Origin of the sequence: Streptomyces sp. NRRL S-920 (assembly GCF_000717945.1) — a bacterium.
Taxonomy (GTDB): Bacteria; Actinomycetota; Actinomycetes; order Streptomycetales; family Streptomycetaceae; genus Streptomyces; species Streptomyces alboniger.
Genome location: NZ_JODF01000052.1, coordinates 1 through 25,986, shown reverse-complemented (window position 1 = coordinate 25,986; position 25,986 = coordinate 1). Strand labels below are relative to the sequence as shown.

The 25,986-nt window shown below is 72.1% G+C and carries 24 protein-coding genes; 18 read left to right on the top strand and 6 right to left on the bottom strand.

Going from position 1 to position 25,986, the window contains the following annotated elements; translation table 11 throughout:
- Positions 1-25 precede the first annotated feature (25 nt).
- Positions 26-1,831, bottom strand: coding sequence for a glycoside hydrolase family 15 protein (locus tag IG54_RS0128760; RefSeq protein ID WP_030790828.1), 1,806 nt, complete (start codon positions 1,829-1,831; stop codon positions 26-28).
- 451 nt (positions 1,832-2,282) lie between these two features.
- On the opposite strand from IG54_RS0128760, the gene IG54_RS0128755 reads away from it, so the two are divergent.
- The 11 genes from IG54_RS0128755 (at position 2,283) to IG54_RS0128705 (ending at position 15,000) form a co-directional block, all read left to right on the top strand.
- A complete protein-coding gene (locus IG54_RS0128755) occupies positions 2,283-3,959 on the top strand; it encodes a CTP synthase (RefSeq protein WP_030790824.1) in 1,677 nt (558 codons plus the stop codon).
- 85 nt (positions 3,960-4,044) lie between these two features.
- Positions 4,045-4,671: an NUDIX domain-containing protein gene (locus IG54_RS0128750; protein WP_030790821.1), complete on the top strand. Its 627-nt coding sequence runs from the start codon at positions 4,045-4,047 to the stop codon at positions 4,669-4,671.
- Between the two features lie 172 nt (positions 4,672-4,843).
- Complete coding sequence (locus IG54_RS0128745) at positions 4,844-6,937, top strand: tetratricopeptide repeat protein (RefSeq protein WP_030790818.1); 2,094 nt, start codon at positions 4,844-4,846, stop codon at positions 6,935-6,937.
- Positions 6,938-7,082: 145 nt separating this feature from the next.
- Positions 7,083-8,198, top strand: a complete 1,116-nt coding sequence (gene ald, locus IG54_RS0128740; RefSeq protein WP_030790815.1) for an alanine dehydrogenase — start codon at positions 7,083-7,085, stop codon at positions 8,196-8,198.
- A 389-nt stretch (positions 8,199-8,587) separates the two neighbouring features.
- A complete protein-coding gene (locus tag IG54_RS0128735; RefSeq protein ID WP_078594628.1) occupies positions 8,588-9,718 on the top strand; it encodes a ParA family protein in 1,131 nt (376 codons plus the stop codon).
- On the top strand, positions 9,703-10,302 hold the full coding sequence (locus IG54_RS0128730; RefSeq protein WP_078594626.1) for a hypothetical protein: 600 nt from the start codon (positions 9,703-9,705) through the stop codon (positions 10,300-10,302). Before IG54_RS0128735 ends, IG54_RS0128730 begins: the two co-directional genes overlap by 16 nt.
- Positions 10,303-10,321: 19 nt before the next feature.
- The gene (locus IG54_RS0128725; RefSeq protein ID WP_078594624.1) at positions 10,322-11,281 is read left to right on the top strand and encodes a segregation and condensation protein A; all 960 of its coding nucleotides are present in this window, start codon (positions 10,322-10,324) and stop codon (positions 11,279-11,281) included.
- On the top strand, positions 11,278-11,949 hold the full coding sequence (scpB, locus tag IG54_RS0128720; protein WP_051820099.1) for an SMC-Scp complex subunit ScpB: 672 nt from the start codon (positions 11,278-11,280) through the stop codon (positions 11,947-11,949). Before IG54_RS0128725 ends, scpB begins: the two co-directional genes overlap by 4 nt.
- A gap of 12 nt (positions 11,950-11,961) precedes the next feature.
- Positions 11,962-13,191: a pseudouridine synthase gene (locus IG54_RS0128715; RefSeq protein ID WP_030790801.1), complete on the top strand. Its 1,230-nt coding sequence runs from the start codon at positions 11,962-11,964 to the stop codon at positions 13,189-13,191.
- Positions 13,192-13,273: 82 nt separating this feature from the next.
- Positions 13,274-13,999 (top strand): NUDIX hydrolase, encoded by a 726-nt coding sequence (locus IG54_RS0128710; protein WP_030790798.1) that lies wholly within the window; start codon positions 13,274-13,276, stop codon positions 13,997-13,999.
- On the top strand, positions 13,996-15,000 hold the full coding sequence (locus IG54_RS0128705; RefSeq protein ID WP_030790795.1) for an ADP-ribosylglycohydrolase family protein: 1,005 nt from the start codon (positions 13,996-13,998) through the stop codon (positions 14,998-15,000). The genes IG54_RS0128710 and IG54_RS0128705 overlap by 4 nt, the downstream gene beginning before the upstream one ends.
- Before the next feature lie 10 nt (positions 15,001-15,010).
- Here the strand turns inward: IG54_RS0128705 and IG54_RS0128700 are convergent, their stop codons facing one another.
- Entirely contained in the window at positions 15,011-15,697 is a 687-nt protein-coding gene (locus IG54_RS0128700) for a DNA polymerase beta superfamily protein (protein WP_030790792.1), read from the bottom strand.
- 159 nt (positions 15,698-15,856) lie between these two features.
- Here IG54_RS0128700 and aroH point away from each other — a divergent pair, with 159 nt between their 5' ends.
- The 5 genes from aroH to der all read left to right on the top strand — a co-directional run bounded on the left by aroH (position 15,857) and on the right by der (position 20,398).
- Positions 15,857-16,225: a chorismate mutase gene (gene aroH / locus IG54_RS0128695; RefSeq protein WP_030790789.1), complete on the top strand. Its 369-nt coding sequence runs from the start codon at positions 15,857-15,859 to the stop codon at positions 16,223-16,225.
- Complete coding sequence (locus IG54_RS0128690; protein WP_030790788.1) at positions 16,222-17,307, top strand: prephenate dehydrogenase; 1,086 nt, start codon at positions 16,222-16,224, stop codon at positions 17,305-17,307. Before aroH ends, IG54_RS0128690 begins: the two co-directional genes overlap by 4 nt.
- Positions 17,308-17,484: 177 nt before the next feature.
- Positions 17,485-18,180: a (d)CMP kinase gene (cmk, locus tag IG54_RS0128685; RefSeq protein WP_078594622.1), complete on the top strand. Its 696-nt coding sequence runs from the start codon at positions 17,485-17,487 to the stop codon at positions 18,178-18,180.
- On the top strand, positions 18,138-18,839 hold the full coding sequence (locus IG54_RS0128680) for a lysophospholipid acyltransferase family protein (protein ID WP_199809607.1): 702 nt from the start codon (positions 18,138-18,140) through the stop codon (positions 18,837-18,839). The genes cmk and IG54_RS0128680 overlap by 43 nt, the downstream gene beginning before the upstream one ends.
- An 80-nt stretch (positions 18,840-18,919) precedes the next feature.
- A complete protein-coding gene (gene der, locus IG54_RS0128675; RefSeq protein WP_030790781.1) occupies positions 18,920-20,398 on the top strand; it encodes a ribosome biogenesis GTPase Der in 1,479 nt (492 codons plus the stop codon).
- Positions 20,399-20,499: 101 nt separating this feature from the next.
- On the opposite strand, the gene IG54_RS0128670 is transcribed toward der, so the two are convergent.
- Together IG54_RS0128670 and IG54_RS0128665 are read right to left on the bottom strand one after the other, a co-directional pair.
- On the bottom strand, positions 20,500-20,838 hold the full coding sequence (locus IG54_RS0128670) for a hypothetical protein (RefSeq protein WP_037897915.1): 339 nt from the start codon (positions 20,836-20,838) through the stop codon (positions 20,500-20,502).
- A gap of 174 nt (positions 20,839-21,012) precedes the next feature.
- Positions 21,013-21,789, bottom strand: a complete 777-nt coding sequence (locus IG54_RS0128665) for a hypothetical protein (RefSeq protein WP_030790776.1) — start codon at positions 21,787-21,789, stop codon at positions 21,013-21,015.
- Between the two features lie 551 nt (positions 21,790-22,340).
- Between IG54_RS0128665 and IG54_RS0128660 the strand changes: the two genes are divergently transcribed.
- Together IG54_RS0128660 and IG54_RS0128655 are read left to right on the top strand one after the other, a co-directional pair.
- Positions 22,341-22,994, top strand: a complete 654-nt coding sequence (locus IG54_RS0128660; protein WP_030790773.1) for a transglycosylase family protein — start codon at positions 22,341-22,343, stop codon at positions 22,992-22,994.
- 184 nt (positions 22,995-23,178) lie between these two features.
- The gene (locus tag IG54_RS0128655) at positions 23,179-23,751 is read left to right on the top strand and encodes a transglycosylase family protein (RefSeq protein WP_420712293.1); all 573 of its coding nucleotides are present in this window, start codon (positions 23,179-23,181) and stop codon (positions 23,749-23,751) included.
- Here the strand turns inward: IG54_RS0128655 and IG54_RS0128650 are convergent.
- Both IG54_RS0128650 and IG54_RS43150 read right to left on the bottom strand, forming a co-directional pair.
- The gene (locus IG54_RS0128650) at positions 23,708-24,472 is read right to left on the bottom strand and encodes an ATP-binding cassette domain-containing protein (RefSeq protein ID WP_030790767.1); all 765 of its coding nucleotides are present in this window, start codon (positions 24,470-24,472) and stop codon (positions 23,708-23,710) included. The genes IG54_RS0128655 and IG54_RS0128650 overlap by 44 nt on opposite strands.
- Positions 24,469-25,098 carry an ATP-binding cassette domain-containing protein gene (locus IG54_RS43150; protein ID WP_063756276.1) on the bottom strand — a complete coding sequence of 210 codons (630 nt, stop codon included), beginning with the start codon at positions 25,096-25,098 and terminating at the stop codon, positions 24,469-24,471. Before IG54_RS43150 ends, IG54_RS0128650 begins: the two co-directional genes overlap by 4 nt.
- Positions 25,099-25,986: the final 888 nt, after the last annotated feature.

Here is a 25,986-nt window from a genome sequence, read left to right as displayed (position 1 = left end):
TCACGGCAGGGTGCCTCACCGCGCCCTAACCCCCGTACGCCCCCGAAGCCGTCAGCCGCAGGGCCGTGTCGATCAAGGGCACGTGGCTGAACGCCTGCGGGAAGTTGCCCACCTGGCGCTGGAGCCGCGGGTCCCACTCCTCCGCGAGCAGCCCCAGGTCGTTGCGGAGCGCCAGCAGCTTCTCGAAGAGCTTGCGGGCCTCGTCGACCCGGCCGATCATCGCGAGGTCGTCGGCCATCCAGAACGAGCAGGCGAGGAACGCGCCCTCGTCGCCCTCCAGGCCGTCCACGCCCTCGTCGTCGCCGGCCGTGGGGTAGCGCAGGATGAACCCGTCCGACGTCGACAGCTCCCGCTGGATCGCCTCGATCGTGCCGATGACGCGCTTGTCGTCGGGCGGCAGGAAGCCCATCTGCGGGATCAGCAGCAGCGAGGCATCCAGCTCCTTGGAGCCGTACGACTGCGTGAAGGTGTTGCGCTCCGGGTCGTAGCCCTTCTCGCACACGTCCCGGTGGATGTCGTCGCGCAGCTCGCGCCACTTCTCCAGCGGGCCGTCGGCCTCGCCGGACTCCAGGAGCTTGATGGTGCGGTCCACGGCGACCCAGGCCATCACCTTGGAGTGCACGAAGTGGCGGCGCGGCCCTCGCACCTCCCAGATGCCCTCGTCCGGCTCGTCCCAGTGGTCCTCGAGGTAGCGGATCAGCTTGAGCTGGAGCAGCGAGGCGTAGTCGTTGCGGGCCAGGCCGGTCATGTGCGCCAGGTGCAGCGCCTCGGTGACCTCGCCGTAGACGTCGAGCTGGAGCTGGTGGGCGGCGCCGTTGCCCGCCCGGACCGGCTGGGAGCCCTCGTAACCGGGCAGCCAGTCCAGTTCCGTCTCGCCCAGCTCGCGCTCGCCCGCGATGCCGTACATGATCTGGAGGTTCTCCGGGTCGCCCGCCACCGCGCGCAGCAGCCACTCGCGCCAGGCGCGGGCCTCCTCGCGGTAGCCGGTGCGCAGCAGCGACGACAGGGTGATCGCCGCGTCGCGCAGCCAGGTGAAGCGGTAGTCCCAGTTCCGCGAGCCCCCGATGTCCTCGGGCAGCGAGGTGGTGGGCGCCGCGACGATGCCGCCCGTCGGCGCGTACGTGAGCGCCTTCAGGGTGATCAGCGAGCGGACCACGGCCTCCCGGTAGGGCCCGTGGTACGTGCAGTGGTCGACCCACTCGCGCCAGAAGTCCTCCGTGGCGGCGAGCGCCGTCTCGGGCTCCGGCAGGGCGGGCTGCTGCCTGTGCGAGGGCTGCCACGAGATGGTGAACGCGATCCGCTCGCCCGGCGAGACCGTGAAGTCCGAGTACGTGGTGAGGTCCTTGCCGTAGGTCTCGGCGTCGGAATCGAGCCACACGGAGTCGGGGCCCGCGACGGCCACCGTGCGGCCGTCGACCTTGTGCACCCAGGGCACCACACGCCCGTAGCTGAAACGCATCCGCAGTGCCGAGCGCATCGGCACCCGGCCGGTGACGCCCTCGACGATCCGCACCAGCTGGGGTGCGTCGGTGTCGCGCGGCGGCATGAAATCGATCACGCGGACAGTGCCGCGCGGGGTGTCCCACTCCGATTCGAGCACCAGGGAGTCGCCGCGATAGGTGCGGCGGGCAGCCGTGGGTGGCTGCGCCTCTGGCGCATACGCGGGCCCGAGGCGCCAGAAGCCGTGCTCCTCGGTGCCCAACAGGCCGGCGAAAACGGCGTGGGAGTCGAAGCGGGGAAGGCACAGCCAGTCGACTGTGCCGTCCCGGCAGACCAGGGCTGCGGTCTGCATGTCTCCGATGAGTGCGTAGTCCTCGATGCGCCCGGCCACGTGCATCTCCAGTCGAACGGCCACGTTCGCCCCGCGGGGCGCTTACTTACGGGTCTGCGGTCAAGTGATCGTTGCCGAGCGCTTGTTCCGGGTGCAAGGCGGGGTGGTGCCGTGTGCCGGAGGGGGCTCGGCAGCGAGTGTCCGAGCAGGATACGACGCACGTTGGTGATCCGCGCGCCCCTCCCGGCAACGAGGCGCGGCCGAACGGGTGAGCGGCAGGTGAGAGGCGGTGTCTCCCGCAATTGTGCAGGTGCGGGTCCTGTGACGCCACCGTGTGCGTCTGATGGCGGAGCGTGGCCGGAAGCATGCTCCTTCCGTCGCTGATACCCTGGTAGCCCGTGAGCCGGTGGTCATAGAACCCCCGAACCGCAGCGACGGCGCCTCCCCCGAATCCCTGGTGAGGCCGCCGGTACGCCCCTTTCAGACCGCGACACGGGAGCCCCCCTTGGCCATGCAGCCCAAATCCACGACGACCAAGCACATCTTCGTCACCGGGGGTGTCGCCTCCTCCCTCGGCAAGGGTCTGACTGCCTCCAGCCTGGGTGCGCTCCTCAAGGCGCGTGGCCTGCGTGTCACGATGCAGAAGCTCGACCCGTACCTGAACGTCGACCCGGGCACGATGAACCCCTTCCAGCACGGTGAGGTGTTCGTCACCAACGACGGCGCCGAGACCGACCTGGACATCGGCCACTACGAGCGTTTCCTCGACGTCGACCTCGACGGCTCGGCGAACGTGACGACCGGCCAGGTCTACTCCCAGGTGATCGCCAAGGAGCGGCGCGGCGAGTACCTCGGCGACACCGTCCAGGTCATCCCGCACATCACCAACGAGATCAAGCACCGCATCCGCCGCATGGCCACCGACGACGTCGACGTCGTGATCACGGAGGTCGGCGGCACGGTCGGCGACATCGAGTCGCTGCCGTTCCTGGAGACCGTCCGCCAGGTCCGCCACGAGGTCGGCCGGGACAACGTCTTCGTCGTGCACATCTCGCTGCTGCCCTACATCGGCCCCTCCGGCGAGCTGAAGACCAAGCCGACCCAGCACTCGGTCGCCGCCCTGCGCAACATCGGTATCCAGCCCGACGCCATCGTGCTGCGCGCCGACCGCGAGGTCCCGACCGCCATCAAGCGCAAGATCTCGCTGATGTGCGACGTCGACGAGGCCGCCGTGGTCGCCGCCATCGACGCCAAGTCGATCTACGACATCCCGAAGGTGCTGCACACCGAGGGCCTCGACGCCTACGTCGTACGCAAGCTCGACCTGCCGTTCCGCGACGTCGACTGGACGCAGTGGGACGACCTGCTCGACCGCGTGCACAACCCGAAGCACGAGGTCACCGTCGCGCTGGTGGGCAAGTACATCGACCTGCCCGACGCCTACCTCTCGATCACCGAGGCGATGCGCGCCGGCGGCTTCGCGAACAAGGCCCGCGTCAAGGTCAAGTGGGTCACCTCCGACGACTGCAAGACCCCGGCGGGCGCCAAGAAGCAGCTCGGCGACGTCGACGCGATCCTGATCCCCGGCGGCTTCGGCGAGCGCGGCGTCGACGGCAAGGTCAGCGCCATCCAGTACGCCCGCGAGAACAAGGTGCCGCTGCTCGGCATCTGCCTCGGCCTCCAGTGCATCGTCATCGAGGCCGCCCGCAACCTCGCGGACATCCCCGACGCGAACTCCACGGAGTTCGACGCCGCCACGGCCCACCCGGTGATCTCCACCATGGCCGAGCAGCTCGACATCGTCGCGGGCGAGGGCGACATGGGCGGCACGATGCGCCTTGGCATGTACCCGGCCAAGCTGGCCGAGGGCTCCATCGCGCGCGAGGTGTACGACGGCAAGGAGTACGTCGAGGAGCGCCACCGCCACCGCTACGAGGTGAACAACTCCTACCGCGCCGACCTGGAGAAGAAGGCCGGGATCCTGTTCTCCGGCACCTCCCCGGACGGCAAGCTCGTCGAGTACGTCGAGTACCCCCGCGAGGTGCACCCCTACCTGGTCGCCACGCAGGCGCACCCGGAGCTGCGCTCCCGCCCGACGCGTCCGCACCCGCTCTTCGCGGGCCTGGTCAAGGCCGCCGTCGAGCGGCAGCAGGGCGAGCGCAAGGCGGGCGCGAAGTCCGGTAAGTGACACCGGGGCGTTACGGTTGCCGGGGTGCGTGCCTTTCGAGGCGCGTGCCCCGGTTTCATTTGCACGTGTGGGAGGACAGGGCGACATGACGATCAAGGACACCGCCGAGGAGTGGCAGGTCACGGCCACGAAGACGCCCTTCGTGGGCAACAAGACCTCGGTGCGCACCGACGACGTGGTGATGCCCGACGGATCCGTGGCCCGCCGTGACTACCAGGCCCACCCCGGCTCGGTGGCCGTCCTCGCGCTCGACGGCGAGGGCCGCGTCCTGGTCATCCGCCAGTACCGCCACCCGGTCCGCCACAAGCTCTGGGAGATCCCCGCCGGACTGCTCGACGTCCCCGGCGAGAACCCCCTGCACGCCGCGCAGCGCGAGCTGTATGAAGAGGCGCACGTCAAGGCGGGCGACTGGCGGGTCCTCACCGACGTCTACACCAGCCCCGGCGGCTGCGACGAGGCCGTGCGCGTCTTCCTCGCCCGCGATCTCGCCGAGGCCGAGGGGGAGCGCTTCGAGGTCTTCGAGGAGGAGGCCGACATGGAGCTGACCCGGGTCCCGCTCGACGAACTCATCCGCGGGGTGCTCGCCGGCGAGCTGCACAACAACTGCCTCGTCGTGGGCGTCCTTTCGCTGTACGCGGCCCTGAACGGCGAGGGCCTCGACGCGCTGCGCCCGGCCGAGGCTCCCTGGCCCGCGCGCCCCTTCGAGGCGTAGGCGGCGAGGGGCGCTCCCCGAACAGCCCTACCGGTATGACGATCTGCTGATCCGATCGGGGGACTTGTGCGCGCCGCGTGTCCCGAAGCCCCGCGGGGCCTGAACTAGGCTCTGAAAGCGTCCCGCCAGAAGTCCCGGCGGGTTCGTGCGCAGGCGGACGGGAGCGTGGCCCGTGACGGATCAGGCGGTCGACACGGACGGTACGGCGGCGGGCGGCGCGGTGCCGTCCCCGGCCGGTACCGCTGGGGAGCCGGCAAACGATCAGTTCGTCGGCCGGCTCCGGGAGTTGAAGGAGCTGCGGGCGGACGTCGACCGGGCGGGGCTCGACACCCTGTCCGGCCGCAAGGCGCCCCGCGCCCGCGTCCTGCTCGTCGCGGGCCGCCCCGGCTCGGGCCGCACCGCGCTCGCCGAGGAACTCGTACGGCGGCTCGCGGGCGACTACCCCGACGGAGTACTGCGGGCCCGCCTCTCGGAGCCCGACGGCGAACCCGTGCCGACCGAGCGCACCGCCCGCGAACTCCTCGACGCCCTGGCCGTGCCCGCGCCGCCCGGCGCCTGCGCGGACGACCTCTGCGCACTGCTCAGGGACGCCCTGAAGGAGCGCAGGGCCCTGCTGCTCCTCGACGACGCGGCGGACGCCGAGCAGGTCGACGCGCTGCTCCCCGACACCCCCGGCTGCCTGGTCGTCGCCGTCTCCCAGGGCCCGCTCACCGGCATCCCCGACGTGCGGCCGTGCACGCTCGGCGGTCTCGACAAGGCGGCCGCGGTGGAACTGCTCTCCCGCGCCGCGGGACCCGTGCGCATCACGGTGGACCCGCGCTCCGCGGAGTCCCTGGTCGAGGCGTGCGCCGCCCATCCGGCGGCCCTGGTGCTCGCCGGGGGCTGGCTCTCCGTACGCCCCAAGGCGGCCGTCGCCGACCTGGCCAAGCGGGTGCACGACCTGCCCGCGGAGGGCTCACCCCTCGCCCGGGTCTTCCGGCACACCTACGCCTCGCTGTCCGGGCCCTCCGCGCGGGTCCTGCGCCTGCTCTCCCTCGCCCCGGCCGGCCACGTCGACCCGCACACCGCCTCCGCGCTCGCGGGTTGCTCGGTCTCCGGGGCCAAGGCCGCCCTCGACGACTTCGCCGCCCTCGGACTCGTCCGGCGCGTGGCGTCCTCGCTGCCGCAGTACGAGGTGCCCGGCTGCCTCGTGCCGCTCCTGCGGTCCCTCACCGAGAGCCAGGACCGCCCGGCCGAGCTCCAGCTGGCCCGCGCCCGGATGCTGGAGCGGACCGTACGCCTGCTCCAGTCCTGCCGGGCGGTCACCGAGCCGGACGCCTCCGCCGCCCGCAAGAAGATCGCGGGGCTGCCGCGCGCCCTGCGCTTCGACAGCCCCGGCGCCGCGGCCGAGTGGCTCTCCACCCGGCGGCCCGCCCTGCTCGCCGCGGCCCGCCTCGCCGTGGCCGACGGGGAGCTGGACACCCTCGCCCGGCGCCTGATGGCGGCCCTGACCCGGGCCCTGGTCGCGCACTACGGCACCCAGGCCGCCGCCCCGGACCTCTACGGCATCCACCGGCTGGTCCTGGACGTGGCCGAGCGGCGGGACCTGCCGCGCGAGAAGGCCGCCGCGCTCCTGAACCTCGCGGACCTCGACGCGCAGACCGGACGTACGCACGACGCGCTCGCCCGCTACCGGGCGGCGTTGGACGCGGGCCGCGCGGCCGGCGATCCGTACGCCACCGGACGCGCGATGGAATCCGTAGGGGGCGCCTACCAGGAGCTGGGGGACTGGTCCCGGGCCTCCGACTGGTTCGGCAGGGCCCTGGCCCAGCGCCTGGCCCGCGGCGAGCGCGCCGACGCCGCCCGTCTCTACGGCCGGATCGCGGCCGTGCACACCTACGCGGGACGCTACGGCGAGGCGCTGCGCAACTGGAGTTCGGCGCTCACCGGGCACCGCAAGAACGGCGATGTGGCCGCCCAGGCACGGGCGTTGAGCGAGATGGCCCGCGTGCAGGAGTACGCGGGCCGCCCCGAGGAATCGCTGCGTACCTGTCAGGAAGCCGTCGAGTGGGCGCGACACGCCAACGACGTACGTCTGCAAGCGGCGTTGCAGCTGCGCCTCGCGGACACCCTGGAGCGGCTCGGCGACCCGGCGGCCGCCCGGCTGCACAGGAGCGCGGCCGAGCGCATGCTGGGAGGGGAGTACCTGGAAGCCGCCAGGCTTGAAACGAACGGTGGAGCAGCACCTTCCGCCTGCGAAATCCGTAGTGCATCCGCAGCGGATTGAAGTATTGAAAGGCTAGACAGCGAGAAATCCTTCATTAGACTGGCTCCGCCGCGTACATTCGTGGTGTCCTCCGTTGCGCCCTCGTGTGCACCGGTCTGTGTCGCATTGCCCGAGATATCCCCTGAGCCAAGGACCGTGATCGACGATGAAGGTCGGCATCCCCCGCGAGGTCAAGAACAACGAGTTCCGGGTGGCCATCACCCCCGCCGGTGTGCACGAGCTGGTGCGCCACGGCCACCAGGTCGTCATCGAGCGGAACGCCGGCGTCGGCTCCTCGATCACGGACGCCGAGTACGTCTCGGCCGGTGCCCGGATCCTGGACACCGCCGACGAGGTCTGGGCCACCGCGGACCTGCTCCTGAAGGTCAAGGAGCCCATCGCGGAGGAGTACCACCGCCTCCGCAAGGACCAGACCCTCTTCACCTACCTGCACCTGGCCGCGTCCAAGGAGTGCACGGACGCGCTCCTGGAGTCGGGCACCACCGCCATCGCGTACGAGACCGTCGAGACCGCGAACCGCGCGCTGCCGCTGCTCGCCCCGATGTCCGAGGTCGCGGGCCGCCTCGCCCCGCAGGTCGGCGCCTATCACCTGATGGCCGCCAACGGCGGCCGCGGCGTCCTGCCGGGCGGCGTCCCGGGCGTGGCCGCGGGCAAGGCCGTCGTCATCGGCGGCGGCGTCTCCGGCTGGAACGCCGCGCAGATCGCCATCGGCATGGGCTTCCACGTGACCCTGCTCGACAAGGACATCAACAAGCTCAAGGAAGCCGACAAGATCTTCGGCACGAAGATCCAGACGGTGATCTCCAACGCCTTCGAGCTGGAGAAGGCCTGCCTGGACGCCGACCTCGTCATCGGCGCCGTCCTCATCCCGGGCGCCAAGGCCCCGAAGCTGGTCACCAACGAGCTGGTCTCCCGCATGAAGCCGGGAAGTGTCCTTGTCGACATCGCGATCGACCAGGGCGGCTGCTTCGAGGACTCGCGCCCGACCACGCACGCCGAGCCGACCTTCCCGGTCCACAACTCGGTCTTCTACTGCGTCGCCAACATGCCCGGCGCGGTGCCCAACACCTCCACCTACGCGCTCACCAACGCGACGATGCCCTACATCGTGTCGCTCGCGAACAACGGCTGGGTCGAGGCGCTGCGCCGCGACCCCGCGCTGGCCCTGGGTCTCAACACCCATGACGGCAAGGTCGTTTACCGGCAGGTCGCCGAGGCCCACGGTCTCGAACACCTTGAGCTGGAGTCGCTCCTCGGCTGACCCAGGTGACCGACTCCGGTCGGTCTCGGACACTTTCGTCAACGAAAGTCGTCAATCTCACGCCCGCGGCCGGACCTTGAGAGGGGTCCGGCCGTATGCGTATCCGTGTGGACACGCTCAACTCGCCTTGAACGTAACCCTTTAGCCGTTTCGCCCACCCCGGAAACGTGCCGTTGGCAAGCCGTATGCCCTTGACATCGAGGTGTTCCTTTGCCGACACATCGGGTCCGGTCCGGCGGATTGTGTTGCTGCGGAGCGGTGACACGCCATAGAGTCGCCAACCGTCGGCATGGTGCCACGCTGACCTATCGAGAAATTTCCTGGTCACCAAGGAGGTAAGACGACTTGTGAATGAGTCGACATTTGCTCCCGGGGGTGGTCAACCAGGAATGTCTGTGCGGGACCAAGGACCCGTCGGGCTCGAGGCTGTCGGCTCCGTCGCTGTCCGCACCTTCGAAGCCCGGCAGAGCCCCCAGCCGACACAGTCAGCACCCCAGAGCATGGATGGCCATCACGTGAACGCCATGGCCGGCGACCGGAGTGGCGATAACACCCACACCCCCCTCGCCGACTACGAGGAACTGCCCCAAGGGCACTTCTACGACCCAGACGCCGAGTACGAACCCGATCCGGAGTACGCGGCCACGCTCGCCCCGGACGCCGCCCGTCAGCGCCGCGAGCGCATCGGCCCCACCGGCCGCCCGCTGCCGTACTTCCCGATCCCGGGTCCGCTGACCGATCACGGTCCGGCCAAGATCATCGCGATGTGCAACCAGAAGGGCGGCGTCGGCAAGACGACGTCGACCATCAACCTGGGCGCCGCCCTCGCGGAGTACGGGCGACGGGTCCTGCTCGTCGACTTCGACCCGCAGGGCGCCCTCTCGGTGGGCCTCGGGGTGAACCCGATGGAGCTGGACCTGACGGTCTACAACCTCCTCATGGAGCGCGGCATGTCCGCGGACGAGGTGCTCCTGAAGACGGCGGTCCCGAACATGGACCTGCTGCCCAGCAACATCGACTTGTCGGCCGCCGAGGTGCAGCTGGTGAGCGAGGTCGCGCGCGAGTCCACGCTCCAGCGGGCGCTCAAGCCGCTGATGCAGGACTACGACTACATCGTGATCGACTGTCAGCCCTCGCTCGGCCTGCTCACCGTGAACGCCCTGACGGCGGCTCACAAGGTGATCGTGCCGCTGGAGTGCGAGTTCTTCGCGCTGCGCGGTGTGGCCCTGCTGACGGAGACCATCGAGAAGGTCCAGGAGCGGCTCAACCCCGAGCTGGAGCTGGACGGCATCCTCGCGACCATGTACGACTCCCGCACGGTCCACAGCCGTGAGGTGCTCGCGCGCGTGGTCGAGGCCTTCGACGACCACGTGTACCACACGGTCATCGGGCGCACGGTCCGCTTCCCGGAGACCACGGTCGCCGGTGAGCCGATCACCACGTACGCCTCGAACTCGGTCGGCGCGGCCGCCTATCGTCAGCTCGCCAGGGAGGTGCTCGCCCGGTGTCACGCCGAGTGAGTCTGCCCGGGGCCGACGAACTGTTCCGTACGACCGGGGGGATGGCCCTCCAGTCGTCCTCCCCGCGGCGCCCGGCCAACGGCGAGGCGAGGGTGCCCGCCCCGGCGGGCGAGAGCGACGAGGCGGCGGCATCGGCCGAGGACGCGGCGCACGGCGAGGGCGGTGAGCCCGCCGAACACGCGGCCACGGACGCGGAGTCGGGCGCCGAGTCCCGCAGCCGGGCGGCCGCCGCGGAGGGCGAGAAGGGCGCGGCAGGCCGTGCGGCCCCGGCGCAGGAAGGTTCTGCCGGTTCCGCCGCGCAGGGCGGCGGCAAGTCCGGCTCCTCCACCGCGCAGGCGCGGCGGCGGGCGCGGGCGGCCAACCGGCGGCCCAGCGGACGCGAGCGGCACGACGAGAAGATCACCGTGTACGTCTCCGCCGAGGAGCTGATGGACCTCGAACACGCGCGGCTCGTGCTGCGCGGTGAGCACGGGCTCGCGGTCGACCGCGGGCGGATCGTGCGGGAGGCGGTCGCCGTCGTCCTCGCCGATCTGGAGTCGCGCGGGGACGCGAGCATTCTCGTACGACGGTTGCGCGGGCGCTGAGGGGTAGCCTTCCCGCCTGATGGCCACGAACGACGACCCCGCACCGCCCGCCCGTAGGCGCGCCCTTGGGCGAGGCCCTGGGGGGATCCCCGAAGGGGTCCCCGGAGGGACCTCCAGCGGGGTGTCTGCCCACAGCGCCGACGGCGAGGCGGGGGAACCGTCGGCCGAGCCCGACGACGGGCGGTTCAAGGTTCGGCTCGCGAACTTCGAAGGGCCCTTCGATCTGCTGCTCCAGCTGATCGCCAAGCACAAGCTGGACGTCACCGAGGTCGCGCTGTCCCAGGTGACCGACGAATTCATGGCGCACATCCGGGCCATGGGGCCCGACTGGGACCTCGATCAGACGACCGAGTTCCTGGTGGTCGCCGCCACGCTGCTGGACCTGAAGGCGGCGCGGCTGCTGCCCGCCGCCGAGGTCGAGGACGAGGCGGACCTGGCGCTGCTCGAAGCGCGGGACCTGTTGTTCGCGCGGCTGCTCCAGTACCGCGCGTACAAACGGATCGCGGACATCTTCAGCGGGCGGCTCGACGAGGAGGCGCGGCGCTATCCGCGGACCGTGGGCCTTGAGCCGCACCACGCCGAACTGCTGCCGGAAGTCGTCATCAGCATCGGCGCCGAGGGGTTCGCCAAGCTCGCCGTGAAGGCGATGCGGCCGCGCGCGAAGCCGCAGGTGTACGTCGATCACATCCACGCCCCGCTGGTGTCCGTGCGGGAGCAGGCCGGTCTTGTCGTCGCCCGGCTGCGGGAGCGGGGGGAGGTCAGCTTCCAGGTGCTGGTGGAGGACGCGGGGGACACCCTGACCGTGGTCGCGCGCTTCCTCGCCCTGCTGGAGCTGTACCGCGAGAAGGCCGTCGCCCTGGACCAGGAGGATCCCCTGGGGGAGCTGATGGTGCGGTGGACCGGCGGGGACGGCGGCGGGGAGCCGACCGTGACCGACGAGTTCGACCGGGCCCCCGAGCCGATGGAGGAGAAGGCGTGAGCGAGCACCCCACGGGAGCCCCGGCCCCGGCCGCAGCCGGTGCGGGCGCCGTCGCGGACCTGGAGTTGCGGCCCGCGCTGGAGGCCGTCCTGATGGTCGTCGACGAGCCGGCCACCGAGGAGCACCTGGCGAAGATCCTCCAGCGGCCCCGGCGCGAGGTCGCCGACGCGCTGCGCGCGCTCGCCGACGAGTACACCGTCCAGCGGCGGGGCTTCGAGCTGCGGCTCGTCGCGGGCGGCTGGCGGTTCTACACGCGCCCCGAGTACGCCGCCGCCGTGGAGGGCTTCGTGCTCGACGGGCAGCAGGCGCGGCTCACCCAGGCGGCTCTGGAGACCCTCGCGGTCGTCGCGTACCGCCAGCCGGTCAGCCGTTCGAGGGTCTCCGCGGTGCGCGGGGTGAACTGCGACGGCGTGATGCGCACCCTCCTCCAGAGGGGTCTGGTGGAGGAGGCGGGCGCGGAACCCGAAACAGGTGCGATCCTGTACAGGACGACGAACTACTTTCTGGAGCGGATGGGCCTGCGCGGCCTGGACGAGCTGCCGGAACTCGCGCCCTTCCTCCCCGAGGCGGACGCGATCGAGGCCGAGAGCCAGGAGGGCGCGTTGTCGTTCGACCCGGACGCACCCGATGCGCCGGGGTACGAGTACACCCAGAGCACAGCCGACTAAACGGAACTTTTGATGCGAAGCAGCAACGGCAAGAACAGCAGCGGAAACAACGGCGGGAGCCGTGGTGGCAACAGCGGCGGCCGTGGCAGCAGCGGTGGCCGCGGCAACTACCGGGGTGCCGGTAACGGCCGCGACGACCGGCAGGGCGGTAAGCCGGGCGACCGGCAGGGCGGTAAGCCGGGCGACCGGCAGGGCGGCGGCAGGCCGGGCGACAGGCGCGACGACAGGCGCGACGACAAGCCCAGCAGGCCGAGCAAGCCGCGCCCCGAGGAGCGTCGCTATGACGTGGGCGGCTCCGACGCGGTCTTCGGGTCCGCGGCGAGGAAGGGCCGCGGCGCGGCCGCGCGCGGCGGCGCCAAGGGCGGTCCCCGGACCTCCCAGGGCGCAGGCGCCCGCGGCAGCCGTCGTCCCGCCCCCGCGACCTCCCGCGAGTTCGACACCCGCCAGGAGGAGCGCAACCGCGAGCGGTACGCCGGCAAGCCCAAGGTGAACCTCCCCAAGACCTTCCCGGGCGCCGAGCAGGAGGGTGAGCGCCTTCAGAAGATCCTCGCCCGCGCGGGCTACGGCTCGCGCCGTGCCTGTGAGGAGCTGGTCGACGAGGCGCGCGTCGAGGTCAACGGCGAGATCGTCCTGGAGCAGGGGCTGCGGGTCGACCCCGAGAAGGACGAGATCAAGGTCGACGGCCTGACGGTGGCCACGCAGTCGTACCAGTTCTTCGCGCTCAACAAGCCCGCCGGTGTCGTCTCCACCATGGAGGACACCGAGGGCCGCCAGTGCCTCGGCGACTACGTGACCAACCGCGAGACGCGGCTCTTCCACGTGGGGCGGCTCGACACCGAGACCGAGGGCGTCATCCTGCTCACCAACCACGGCGAGCTGGCGCACCGCCTGACCCACCCCAAGTACGGCGTGAAGAAGGTCTACCTCGCGCACATCGTGGGCCCGATCCCGCGTGACCTGGGCAAGCAGCTCAAGGACGGCATCCAGCTGGAGGACGGGTACGCCCGCGCGGACCACTTCCGCGTCGTCGAGCAGACCGGCAAGAACTACCTCGTCGAGGTCACCCTCCACGAGGGCCGCAAGCACATCGTGCGGCGCATGCTCGCCGAGGCCGGCTTCCCCGTCGACAAGCTGGTGCGGGTGGCCTTCGGGCCGATCACCCTGGGCGACCAGAAGTCCGGGTGGCTGCGGCGCCTCTCGAACACGGAGGTCGGCATGCTCATGAAGGAAGTCGAACTGTAGGCACCCCCGCGGAATCGCTTGTCAGGGCCACCCCCCTCTCTTTATAGTCAATGAGACTCTAAAGAGAGGGGGGTGGTCGTGCATGCGGGGCTACGACAAGCACGCCTTCGAGCCGTTCGCCGTCACCGTCGATCTGGCGGTGTTCACCATCCGCGGGGGCGCGCTGCACGTGCTGCTCGTCGAGCGCGGCCAGGAGCCGTACGAGGGGCGCTGGGCGCTGCCCGGCGGATTCGTGCTGCCCGACGAGTCCGCCGAGAGCGCGGCGCGGCGCGAGCTGGCCGAGGAGACCGGGCTCGCCGACGTCAGCGGGCTCCACCTGGAGCAGGTGCGCACCTACAGCGAACCGGACCGTGATCCGCGCATGCGGGTCGTCTCCATCGCGTTCGCGGCACTCGTCGCCGACCCGCCGGAAGCGCGCGGGGGAGGCGACGCGGCCCGCGCGGCCTGGCTGCCCTACGGCCCCGCGGCGTACCGGCCGCTCGCCTTCGACCACGACCGGATCCTCGCCGACGCCCACGACCGGATCGGCGCCAAGCTGGAGTACACGGGGCTCGCCACCGCCTTCTGCGCGCCCGAGTTCACGCTCGGCGAGCTGCGGCAGGTCTACGAGGCGGTGTGGGGCGCCGAGCTGGACCCCGCGAACTTCCGGCGCAAGGTCGTCGGCACCGCGGGACTCGTCGAGGCGATCCCCGGCGCCGCGCGGCTGACCGGCGGGCGCGGCAAACCCGCGGCGCTCTTCCGGGCCGGCACCGCCCGTGCCCTGCACCCGCCCCTGCTGCGCCCCACCTCGGAAGGACCGACCTCATGAAGCGCGCCGCCTCCGGATCCCTGCTCGGGCTCGCCCTCGGCGACGCGCTCGGCTTCCCCACCGAGTTCGACGACGTGCCGTCGATCCTCGCGAAGTCCGGCCCCTGGCGGGGCATGGGGCTGCCGGACCCCGCCCTCATTACCGACGACACGCAGATGACCCTCGCGCTCAGCCGCGCCCTCCAGGCCGCCACCGCGCGCGGCCTGTGCGATCCGGAGCGCTTCGCGCTGCTCGCCCGCCGCGAGTTCGTCACCTGGAACGTGTCGCCGGACAACGACCGCGCCCCGGGCAACACCTGCATCCAGGCCTGCGAACTGCTCGCCGACGAGGAACGCGCCTGGCGGGACGCCAGCCAGCTGCACTCCAAGGGGTGCGGGGCCAATATGAGGGTTGCGCCGCTCGGTCTCGTGCCCGGCATCGATGACGAGGTGCGGGCGGGCGCCGCCCAGACGCAGTCCGCGCTCACCCACGGCCACCCCACCGCGCTCGCCGCGAGCGACCTCACGGCACACGCGGTGCGGTTGCTGGCCCGGGGCGCGGAACCGATGGGCCTGGTGGGCCTCCTGCGCTCGTACGCGCTGGAGAACCGCACCCGCTACCGTCAGGCGTGGCTCGGCGACCTGTGGTCCCGCTCCCGGGCCTCGTCACCGGAGCGGTTCATCTCCCACGGCTGGGACGAGTGCCTGGCCGCCCTGGAGCGCCTGGAGGCCGAGCTGAGGAAGGCCAACCCGGAGACCGACCCCTGCCTGGCCACGGGCGCGGGCTGGATCGCCGAGGAGGCCCTCGCGACCGGCCTCCTCTGCTTTCTGATGTTCGTCGACGAGCCCGTCACGGCGCTGCGCCGGGCCGCCTGCACCTCGGGCGACTCGGACTCGATCGCCTGCCTGGCGGGCGCCTTCGCGGGCGCGCACCTCGGCGCCGACGCGTGGCCGGGCGACTGGGTCGAGCGGATCGAGCACCGGGACGAGCTGCTGGGGTTCGGGGCGCTCTGGGACGCCTGAAGCGACCGGCTCAGGCGGCCAGGGCCGAGGCCCGCCGTACCCGGAAGAGGAAGTCCGTGATCCGCTCCCGGTCCGGTTCGGCGGGCAGGGGACTGTCGGGGGCCGCCTCCCGCGCCTCGGCCGTGAGACGGTCCATCCACGCCGCCACCTCCGGCCACGGCACCTCACCGCGCTTGACCGCGAGGAGCGGCTCCCGCTGGCCGCCGACATCGATCGTCAGCTTGCCGGTGCGCAGCAGGTCACGGCAGGACATGAGCAGGCGCAGCAGGTGCATGGCGTGCTTCCAGCGGGGCGCGCCATGGACGCGCAGGTCCGCCTCCAGCTTCTTGCGCTGGCCGAGCGCGTAGCCGGTGAAGGTCTCGTGGACCCGGCGGGAGAGGAACGCCTCGCGCAGCGCGAGCAGTTCCCGGCCGGTCTCCGTGACGTGCTCGACGTGCGGGGAGTGCAGGCACTCCAGGATGTTCGGATTGGCGCGCAGCGCGAGCGCGCAGAAGCGCTCCAGCTCCCAGGAGAACTGCTCATCGGCCGGCCCGTCCACGTGCGTCGGCGGCTTCTCGAAGCGCCAGAACAGTGGGGTGGGGGCCACGAAGACGCCCCTGCGGTCGGTGTCGCTGCCCTCCGTGGCCAGACCGAAGGCGCGCGAGCCCATCACGCAGGCGTAGATCGTGTGATCGCGTACGAGGTCGTCGGCGGGCATGCCGGGAGCGTACGGGGCAGGCCGGCCCCCGCGCGTTCGAATATCCGGGCCCGGCCTGGCCCGGCCCGTCTCGGCAGACGGGCGCCGCGCGCTCCCGCGACGGGCGCTGACTACCCTTGCCGTACAACAGTCATACGTACGCGAGCGAGGAGCAGCACTGTGGCGGTACGAGCGGTCCGGGGCGCCGTCCAGCTGGAGAGGGACGACGCCGCGCACATGGGCGAGCAGGTCAGCGCGCTGCTCACCGCCGTCCTGGAGCGGAACGGACTGACCGGCGAGGACCTGATCAGCATCTGGTTCACGGCCACCCCCGATCTGCACTCCGACTTCCCCGCGGCCGCCGCGCGCGGGCTCGGCATCGGCCTCGCCGACGTACCGCTGCTCTGCGCGCAGGAACTGGACATCGCGGGCGCCATGCCCCGTGTCGTCCGCGTCCTCGCGCACATCGAGACCGACCGCCCCCGCTCCGAGATCGCGCACGTCTACCTCGGTACCGCCGCCGCACTCCGCAAGGACATCGCCCAGTGAGAACCGCCCTCGTCATCGGCACCGGCCTGATCGGCACCTCCGCCGCCCTGGCCCTCGCCTCCCGCGGCGTGACCGTCCACCTCGCCGACCACGACCCGGCGCAGGCCCGCACCGCCGCCGCGCTCGGCGCCGGCAGCGACGAGTCCCCTGAGGGACTTGTCGACCTGTGCGTCGTCGCCGTACCGCCAGCGCACGTCGCCGCCACGCTGGCCGACGTCATGCGGCGCGGCACCGCCCGCGCCTACCTCGACGTGGCGAGCGTCAAGGGCGGCCCGCGCCGCGAGCTGGAGGCGCTGGGCCTCGACCTCACCCCGTACATCGGCACGCACCCCATGTCCGGACGCGAGCGCAGCGGCCCGCTCGCCGCCACCGCCGACCTCTTCGAGGGGCGGCCCTGGGTGCTCACCCCGACCCGCGACACCGACACCGAGGTGCTCAACCTCGCCCTGGAGCTGGTCGCGCTCTGCCGCGCCGTTCCCGTGGTCATGGACGCCGACGCCCACGACCGCGCGGTCGCCCTCGTCTCCCACATGCCGCACCTGGTCTCCAGCATGGTCGCGGCCCGCCTGGAGAACGCCGAGGAGACCGCGGTACGCCTGTGCGGCCAGGGCATCCGCGATGTCACGCGGATCGCCGCGTCCGACCCCCGGATGTGGATCGACATCCTCTCCGCCAACCCCGGCCCGGTCGCCGACCTGCTGGCCCAGGTCGCCGGTGACCTCGACGAGACCGTGACGGCGCTGCGGGCCCTCCAGTCCGCCGACGAGGAGAAGCGGGCCGAGGGCGCGGCGGGCGTCGAGAGCATGCTGCGGCGCGGGAACGCCGGCCAGACCCGGGTGCCCGGCAAGCACGGCACGGCCCCGGCCGCGTACGAGATCGTCGCGGTCCTCATCGACGACCAGCCGGGCCAGCTGGCCCGCATCTTCGCCGACGCGGACCGCGCGGGCGTCAACGTCGAGGACGTGCGCATCGAGCACGCGACCGGCCAGCAGGCGGGTCTGGTGCAGCTCATGGTCGAGCCGAGGGCCGCGTCCGCGCTGAGCGCGGCGCTGCGGGAGCGGGGCTGGTCGATCCGGCAGTAGTCGATTTGACCGCAGTCGATTTGACCGCAGTCGATCCGGCGGCAGGGACCGGAAGGCCCGCGGCGAGGGGCCGCCGAAGGGGCTGTCGGGGCAGCGTGCGCGAGCCAGTAACCTTGTGCGGGGCGTGTTCGCGCCCCGCCTCCCCGCCCCGCGTACCGCGAAAGGTGCCCGCCCCCCGTGGAAACCGCAGCAACCGCCGCCCCGGCAGCAGTGATCGTCGCCATCGACGGGCCCTCCGGCACGGGCAAGTCGAGCACCTCCAAGGCCGTCGCCGCCCAGCTCGGCCTCAGCTACCTGGACACCGGCGCCCAGTACCGGGCGATCACCTGGTGGATGGTGCACAACGGCATCGACCTCACCGACCCGAGCGCGATCGCCGCCGTCGCGGGCAAGCCCGAGATCGTCTCCGGCACCGACCCGGCCGCCCCGACCATCACGGTCGACGGCACGGACGTGGCGGGCCCGATCCGCACCACCGACGTCACCTCCAAGGTCAGCGCGGTCAGCGCCGTCCCCGAGGTGCGCACCCGCATCACCGAGCTACAGCGCGCCATCGCCCGGTCGGCCGAGAAGGGCATCGTCGTCGAGGGCCGTGACATCGGCACGACCGTGCTGCCCGACGCCGACCTGAAGATCTTCCTCACCGCCTCTCCCGAGGCGCGCGCCGCCCGCCGCTCGGGCGAGCTGAAGGGTGCCGACGTCAAGGCGACCCAGGAAGCCCTGATCAAGCGGGACGCGGCCGACTCGAGCCGCAAGACGTCCCCGCTGGCCAAGGCCGACGACGCCGTCGAGGTCGACACCACCCAGCTCACGCTCCAGCAGGTCATCGAGTGCGTCGTCACCCTCGTCGGGGAGAAGCGGGCCGCCAAGTGACCCAAGGTGCTGCTGAGCGGGGCGCCTCCGAGCGCGGTGCCGAGGTGGGCCGGCGCATCGGCGTCGGCCTCATGTACGGCCTGTTCAAGCCGCGGGTCCTCGGCTCCTGGCGGGTGCCCGCGAGCGGCCCCGCCATCCTGGCCGTCAACCACTCGCACAACGTGGACGGCCCGATGGTCATGGGCGTCGCGCCCCGGCCGACGCACTTCCTGATCAAGAAGGAAGCGTTCATCGGCCCGCTCGGCCCCTTCCTGAGCGCCATCGGCCAGGTCAAGGTGGACCGCTCGGTCGCCGACCGGACGGCCATCACCCGGGCCCTCGGCGTCCTGGACCAGGGCGGCGTCCTCGGGATCTTCCCGGAGGGCACCCGGGGCGAGGGCGACTTCGCGTCGCTGCGCGCCGGGCTCGCGTACTTCGCGGTGCGCTCGGGCGCCCCGATCGTCCCGGTCGCGGTGCTGGGAAGCACCGAGGAGCGCGGACGGTTGATAAAGCAGCTGCCCCCGCTGCGCAGCCGGGTCGACGTCGTCTTCGGAGACCCGTTCGAAGCGGGCGACGGAACCGGCCGGCGTACGCGCAAGGCGCTGGACGAGGCGACCGTGCGCATCCAGGGGCGGCTCGCCGCCCACCTGGAAAACGCCAGGCGCCTGACCGGGCGCTGAGCGAGACTTATCAAGTAGTGCCCCGGCCGTCGAAAGGCCGGCGCACCGATCACCACGATGAACGACGAGGTACGGACTTCATGAGCGACCAGATCCAGCCCGAGGGCGACGGCTTCGCCGAGCACGACCACGGGGCGCTCGGCGACGCCGAGTACGCGCAGTTCATGGAGCTCGCCGCCGAAGAGGGCTTCGACATCGAGGATGTCGAGGGTGCCATCGAGGAGGTGGGCCACGGCCCGCTGCCCGTCCTCGCCGTCATCGGCCGCCCGAACGTCGGTAAGTCGACCTTGGTGAACCGCATCATCGGCCGCCGCGAGGCCGTCGTGGAGGACCGCCCCGGCGTGACCCGCGACCGCGTCACGTACGAGGCCGAGTGGGCCGGCCGCCGCTTCAAGCTCGTCGACACCGGCGGCTGGGAGCAGGACGTGCTCGGCATCGACGCGTCCGTCGCCGCCCAGGCGGAGTACGCCATCGAGGCCGCGGACGCCGTGGTCTTCGTCGTCGACGCCACGGTCGGCGCCACCGACACCGACGAGGCCGTCGTGCGCCTCCTGCGCAAGGCCGGCAAGCCCGTCGTCCTGTGCGCCAACAAGGTCGACGGCCCTTCCGGCGAGGCCGACGCCACCGCCCTGTGGGCCCTCGGCCTCGGCGAGCCGCACCCCGTCTCCGCGCTGCACGGCCGCGGTACCGGCGACATGCTGGACGCCGTCCTGGAGGCGCTGCCCGAGGCGCCCGAGCAGACCTTCGGCACGGCCATCGGCGGCCCCCGCCGCATCGCGCTCATCGGCCGCCCGAACGTCGGCAAGTCCTCGCTGCTCAACAAGGTGGCGAACGAGGACCGCGTGGTCGTCAACGAACTGGCGGGCACCACCCGCGACCCGGTCGACGAGCTGATCGAGCTGGGCGGCGTCACCTGGAAGTTCGTCGACACGGCGGGCATCCGCAAGCGCGTCCACCTCCAGCAGGGCGCCGACTACTACGCCTCGCTGCGCACCGCCGCCGCCGTCGAGAAGGCGGAGGTCGCGGTGATCCTCATCGACGCCTCCGAAAACATCTCGATCCAGGACCAGCGCATCGTGACGATGGCCGTCGAGGCGGGCCGCGCGATCGTCGTGGCGTACAACAAGTGGGACACCCTCGACGAGGAGCGCCGCTACTACCTGGAGCGGGAGATCGAGACCGAGCTGGCCCAGGTCGCGTGGGCGCCGCGGGTCAACGTCTCGGCGGCCACCGGCCGGCACATGGAGAAGCTCGTCCCGGCGATCGAGACGGCCCTCGCGGGCTGGGAGACGCGCGTGCCGACCGGCCGTCTGAACGCGTTCCTCGGCGAGATCGTCGCCTCCCACCCGCACCCGGTCCGCGGCGGCAAGCAGCCCCGCATCCTCTTCGGCACCCAGGCGGGCACGAAGCCGCCGCGCTTCGTCTTCTTCGCGTCGGGCTTCATCGAGGCGGGCTACCGCCGCTTCCTGGAGCGCCGCCTGCGCGAGGAGTTCGGCTTCGAGGGGACGCCGATCCATATCTCGGTGCGGGTGCGCGAGAAGCGCGGCCGCAAGAAGTAGTCCCCGGCGAGACGTACGCCAGACGGTACGTACGTACGTGAATGCCCGGCCCCCGCTCTCGGGGGCCGGGCATTTTTTTCACTGCTCGGCGTGGGCCGTGCTCAGTGCTCGCGGCGGGGAGCCGGTGGCAGGGCCGCGGGGAAGTAGTGGTGTCCGGTGAGGTGCTGGCCCGCTCCCGCGTAGTGCTGGTCGTACTGGCCGTAGCGGCCCACGTGGAACTGGCCGAAGGAGTTCTGCCGCGGGTCGTGACGCGAGTCGTAGCGTCCGTCGCCGCGGTGCTGCGTGCCGTACGGCCCGGTGCCGAAGGCGGTGAACCCGAGATTCTCCTCGCCGGTGCGGTCGCCCGGCAGGGACCGGAAGGCCCTGCGGTACTCCGAGTACAGCGTGTCGTAGATCGGTGTGGCCGAGCGCTCGCCCGTGGTGTCCTGCGCCGTGCGCATGGACGGGATCGGGTTCTGGTACGTCGGCCGGGGGCGGGAGGGGTCGTATGTGTGCACGTCTGTGCCAACGAAACCGCCGCCCGACGGATGCGGGGGCCGCGCGGCTTTCCGGCTCCGGCAGGAGCGTGACCGGCGCGTTCGCGGTCGGGACGCGGCCCCGGGGCACCCGGTCGGTCAGGTACCGGCCAGCGGCATCGTGCACGCGACCAGGTTTCCGCGGGCCGCCGTCCTGTCCAGGGCGTCCCGCAGCAGGTCCTCGCGCGGCTGGCGGCCGATGGAGCCCGCGGGCGCGGCGAAGAGCAGCACGCTCTGCGTCTTGTTCGCCGCGGCCCGCCAGGCGTCGGTGACCTGGAGCGGCTGGTGGGCCTGCCACCAGGCGACGGGGGAGCCGCCGCCCGTGCCGGGCTGGAGGACGGCGTGCAGCTGGCCCATGGCGAGCAGCACCGACCAGCCGTGCAGCACGGGCGGCACGCCGTCGAGGGAGGTCGTCGGCAGGAAGCCCTGCTCGATCAGGAGCGGCAGGAACTCGTCGCCGCCGCCGGGAGCCGCGCCCGGGCGGGCGATGGGTCCGGTGGGCTCGACGACGAGTGCGGGGCGCAGCTCGCCCTCGATCAGGACCAGGCCGCTGGTCACGCCGAGGACGGCCTGACTGGGCGCGGCGTCGCCCTCGGCCTCCTCGCCGGTGATGGACCGCACGGCACCCTGCAACTGCTCCTCGGAGACCGTCACGATCTGGGAGGGCAGGCAGGTGGCGTGCGCGAAGGCGAGCACGGCGGTCTCGTCGCCGACGAACAGGACCGTGCTGGTGCGCTCCTGCTCGGAGTCGCCCGGGGTCCGGCAGGACGTGCAGTCGTAGCTGCCCGGGGTGTTCTCTCCGGCGAGCAGCCGGTCGGCTTCTTCGTCGCCGATCTCGGCGCGTACGTCGTCGCTGACGTCGAGCATGCGCGGCACGGGTGGCTCCTCGGGATCGTCACGTGGGGTGCTTGGGGAGGGTGTGGCGAGCCGGTCGGTGCCCGGCTCATAAGAAGACAACGGTGGATCAGTGGCGCAAGTCACGGATGAAGACGAACGGAATCGAACCATCCGACGCGGAGGGTGAGTCGGGCCCCGGAATCCGTCACTGAGCGCCAACAGGTGGGCTGTGAAGGGAAGTTGGGCCGGTGAGGTGAGTCACAGATCACCGGTCCGGGCGGTCGACAAATGCTGATATCAGCGAATGAAGTGGGTGGCCGGATTTAGCCGCTACCCTCGGTAACGCGCAACTGGCCTGGAATGACAAGGAGTCGGTTGATACCGGGGCGAGCGGGCTCCTAGATTCCACCGCCGTGTGCAGCGAGCACCGCTCGGGCACGTCCGCCGGTCGCACAGCCAGCTCCGACCAAGTACGGCTTCGATCAAGCACGGCACCGACCCCGGCGGGCGGGCCGGACGGGCCCCGGGCGCCGGATGCGTGAGGGGGCCGTACGGCCAGGGGGAGCCCGGGTCCTTCGAGAGGGAAATTCATGACCGCACGTCCCCAGCGCATTCGCACGACGGCAGTGATCGCGGGGGCCGCGCTCTGCGCGCCCCTGGGGCTGCTCGCCGCGACCGGCCAGGCCGGCGCGGCCGACGGCGGGGTGTGGGACCGCATCGCACGGTGCGAGAGCGGCGGCAACTGGCGGATCAACACGGGCAACGGCTACTACGGCGGGTTGCAGTTCTCCGCGAGTACCTGGCGCGCGTACGGCGGAGGGGCCTACGCGGCCACCGCCGACAAGGCGTCGAAGGCGCAGCAGATCGCTGTCGCCACCAAGGTCCAGCGCGCCCAGGGATGGGGCGCGTGGCCCACCTGCGCGGCCCGGGCGGGGGCGTACGGCAGCACGCCGTCCGCCGCGGCGCCGACGCCCAAACCAGCGAAGCCCGCGCCCAAGTCCGCGCCGAAGGCGGCGAAGCCCGCGCCCGAGGCCGGCCAGCGACGGCCGGGCGGTGGGACGGAGCGTGCCGACCGGGGGACCTCCCGGGGCGCTTTTGGGAACTACACCGTCCAGTCGGGTGACACCCTCAGCGGCATCGCGGCCCGGCACGGCAGCAGCTGGCAGCGGGTGTACGCGGCCAACCGGGCGGTCATCGGCGGCGATCCGCACGTGATCGTGCCGGGGCAGCGGCTGAACGTCTGAGCCTCCGTCCGGGTGGGGTCGCGGCCGCGGCGGGCGCGGCACGCGCCGGGCCCGGGGCGCGGCTGCCTAGCGTGACCCGATGCAGCTGACGCAGTCGAGGCATCCGCTCACGCATCCGAGGCATCCCACGCAGTCGAGGTATCCGCTCACCCGTCCGCCCAGGCGATCGACGAGGGCCTTGGCGGTGGTCGTGGGCGCGGTTCTGGCCGCGGTGGCGCTGCCACCGGCCGCCGCGTCCGCGTCCGCGCCGCCGCGGCTCGGCGCCCCCTCCGAGGAGTACGACTGTCCTCTCGACAAGGGGCCCTGGCACTGCCTCGCCCAGTGCGAGAGCAACGGGCGCTGGGACACGAACACCGGCAACGGCTTCTACGGAGGCCTCCAGTTCTGGCAGCCGACCTGGGAGGAGCACGGCGGGCTCGCGTACGCGCCGCGCGCCGACCTCGCCACCAAGGCGGAGCAGATCAAGGTCGCCGAGAAGGTGCTGAAGACCCAGGGCTGGAAGGCCTGGCCCGCCTGCTCCAAGAAGGTGCGGATCGAACGGTTCGAACGCCCTGATCGATTCGACCGGCGCGTGCATGTGGTCAAGCCCGGGGAGACGCTGAGTTCGATCGCTCGGCGGTACCAGGTCGCCGGGGGCTGGCAGGCCCTCTATCAGGCCAACCGCGCTGTCGTCGGGAGCAGCCCCGACCGGCTCGCCGTCGGGGTGAGGCTCCTCATTCCGGGACGCGGCGGCTCGGGGGCGTGGGGGCGGGGCTGAACTCCGCGGCCTCTCCGCTGAAGGCCACGGTGCCCCGCCGCAGTTCGTGCACCACCACTGCCGTCCGGCTCGCGCGTTCGCGCAAGGCGGGCGGCAGTTGTTGGTCGGCGACGACGACGCAGGCGCCCTGGTCCGTGGCCAGGTCGGTCAGGTGCGTGTAGGTGCGGGCCGCGACGGTGGGGGACATGCCCTGTGTCGGCTCGTCCACGAGGATCACCGCCGTGGGGGAGTGCGGGGTGGGGGAGTGCGGGGCCGGGGTGAGCGGGGCGCGGGTGAGCAGGGCCTGGGAGAGCAGGGCCCGGGAGAGGGCGAGCATGCGTTGTTCGCCGCCCGACAGGGTGCCCGCGCGGCGGGGCAGCAGCGGGCGCAGCTCGGGGTAGACGGCCAGGGCGTGGCCGAAGTCGCCCTTGACGTCGCAGAGTTCCAGGTTCTCGGCGACGGTGAGGGAGGAGAACACCGCCTGGCGGTCCGGTACGAAGCACAGGCCTTGGGCCGCTCGTTCGTGGGCCGCGTGCCGGGTGATGTCCCGCCCGTCGCGGAGCACGGCTCCTTCGGAGAGGGGGATCGTCCCTGCGAGGGCGCGCAGGACCGTGGTGCGGCCGGAGCCGTTGCGGCCGAGGAGGACGGTGAGGGTGGCGGCGGGGGCGGCGAGGGTGATGCCGTGCAGGGCTTCGAGAGGGCCGTAGCGGGCGCGGGCGTCGCGCAGTTCGATGCCTTTCATCTTCCGATGCCCATGTGTCGTCTTCCGGTGCCCTTGTGCAGTATCTGGTCGGCCGGGCCCGAGGCGATGATGCGGCCGGCCTTCATGGAGTGCACGGTGTCGGCGAGGCCCGCGACCAGGTCGAGGTCGTGTTCGACCACGAGGAGCGCCATGCCGTCGGCCGCGAGGGCGTACAGCAGGGTGGCCAGGGCGGTCACTTCGGCCGTGTCCAGGCCGGCGGCGGGTTCGTCCAGGAGGAGGGTGTGGGGGGCGCTCGCGAGGGCCCTCGCCAGTTCCGTGCGGCGCAGGGCGCCGGTGGGGAGGCCCCCGGCGGGGTGGGCGCGCAGTGCCGTCAGGTCCAGGAGGCGGAGGGCCTGGTCGGCCGCACGGGGGGTGGGGGCCGGTGCCCGGTCCGCGCCGACCTGGACGTTCTCCGCGATCGTCAGCGACGGGAAGACCGCCAGTTGCTGGAAGGTGCGGGCCACGCCGGTGCGGGTGCGGGCGTGGGCGGGGAGCGCCGTGATGTCGCGGGCGCCCAGGGTGATCCGTCCCGAGTCGGGGCGGAGGGTGCCGGCGAGGCAGTGGAAGAGGGTGCTTTTGCCGGCGCCGTTGGGGCCGATGACCGCGGTGATGTGGCCGGGGGGCACGGTGAGGGTGACGTCGTCGAGGGCGGTGAAGCCGTTGTAGGTGAGGGTGAGGTGGTGGGCTGTCAGGGGGGTGGCTTCGGTGTGCGGGGCTCGCCGGGGGCGGCTTGGGCGTGGGCGTGCTTGTGGGCGTGGGCGTCGTGGGCGTGGTGACGGGTTGGTGGGGGGCGCTTCCGTGCGTCGTGGGGGCGGGGCCGCGGGGGTATCTGCGTGCTCGCCATCTTGGCGCCGGCGCCCGTCGGTTGTTGGGCTCGGCCAGTTGGTTCCACTGTGCTCCGCTCGCAGATACCCCCACGTCCCCTCGGCCCGGGGGCGCGGCTGCGGGTTGTGGGTGTCTGGGGCCGCACCGGAGGCCCCGGGGCCCGGCTGGGGGTTGTGTGTGGCTGGGGTCGCACCGGCGGCCCCGGGGTGCGTCTGCGGGTTGTCTGTGGCTGGGGCTGTCCCCTCGGTTGGGGGGTGTGGCTGCGGGTTGTGGGTGGCTGGGGCCGCACCGGAGGCCCCGGGGTGCGTCTGCGGGTTGGGTGTGGCAGGGGCAATCTCCTCGGTTGGGGGGTGCGTCTGCGGGTTGTGGGTGTCTGGGGTCACGCCGGAGGTCCCGGGGTGCGTCTGCGGGTTGTGGGTGGCTGGGGTTGGGTCTGCGGTGTGGCGGCGTGGGTGCCGGGCGTCTGTGTCTCGGGTTGTGTCTGTGGTCGAGGGATGCCGGGGGTGAGCTTCCTTGGTCGGGGGTTCCCCTGCGGTCTGTGGGCGTGAGTGCGAGGTGGGGGTGGTTGGGGCTGTTCCCGCGGGTGGGGGGTGCGGGGCGTGTGTATCCGGGGCCGTTCCTCCCGGCCGGAGGCGTGGCTTCGGGTTGTTTGTGGCTGGGGGGCTGTCTCTTATACACATCTCCGAGCC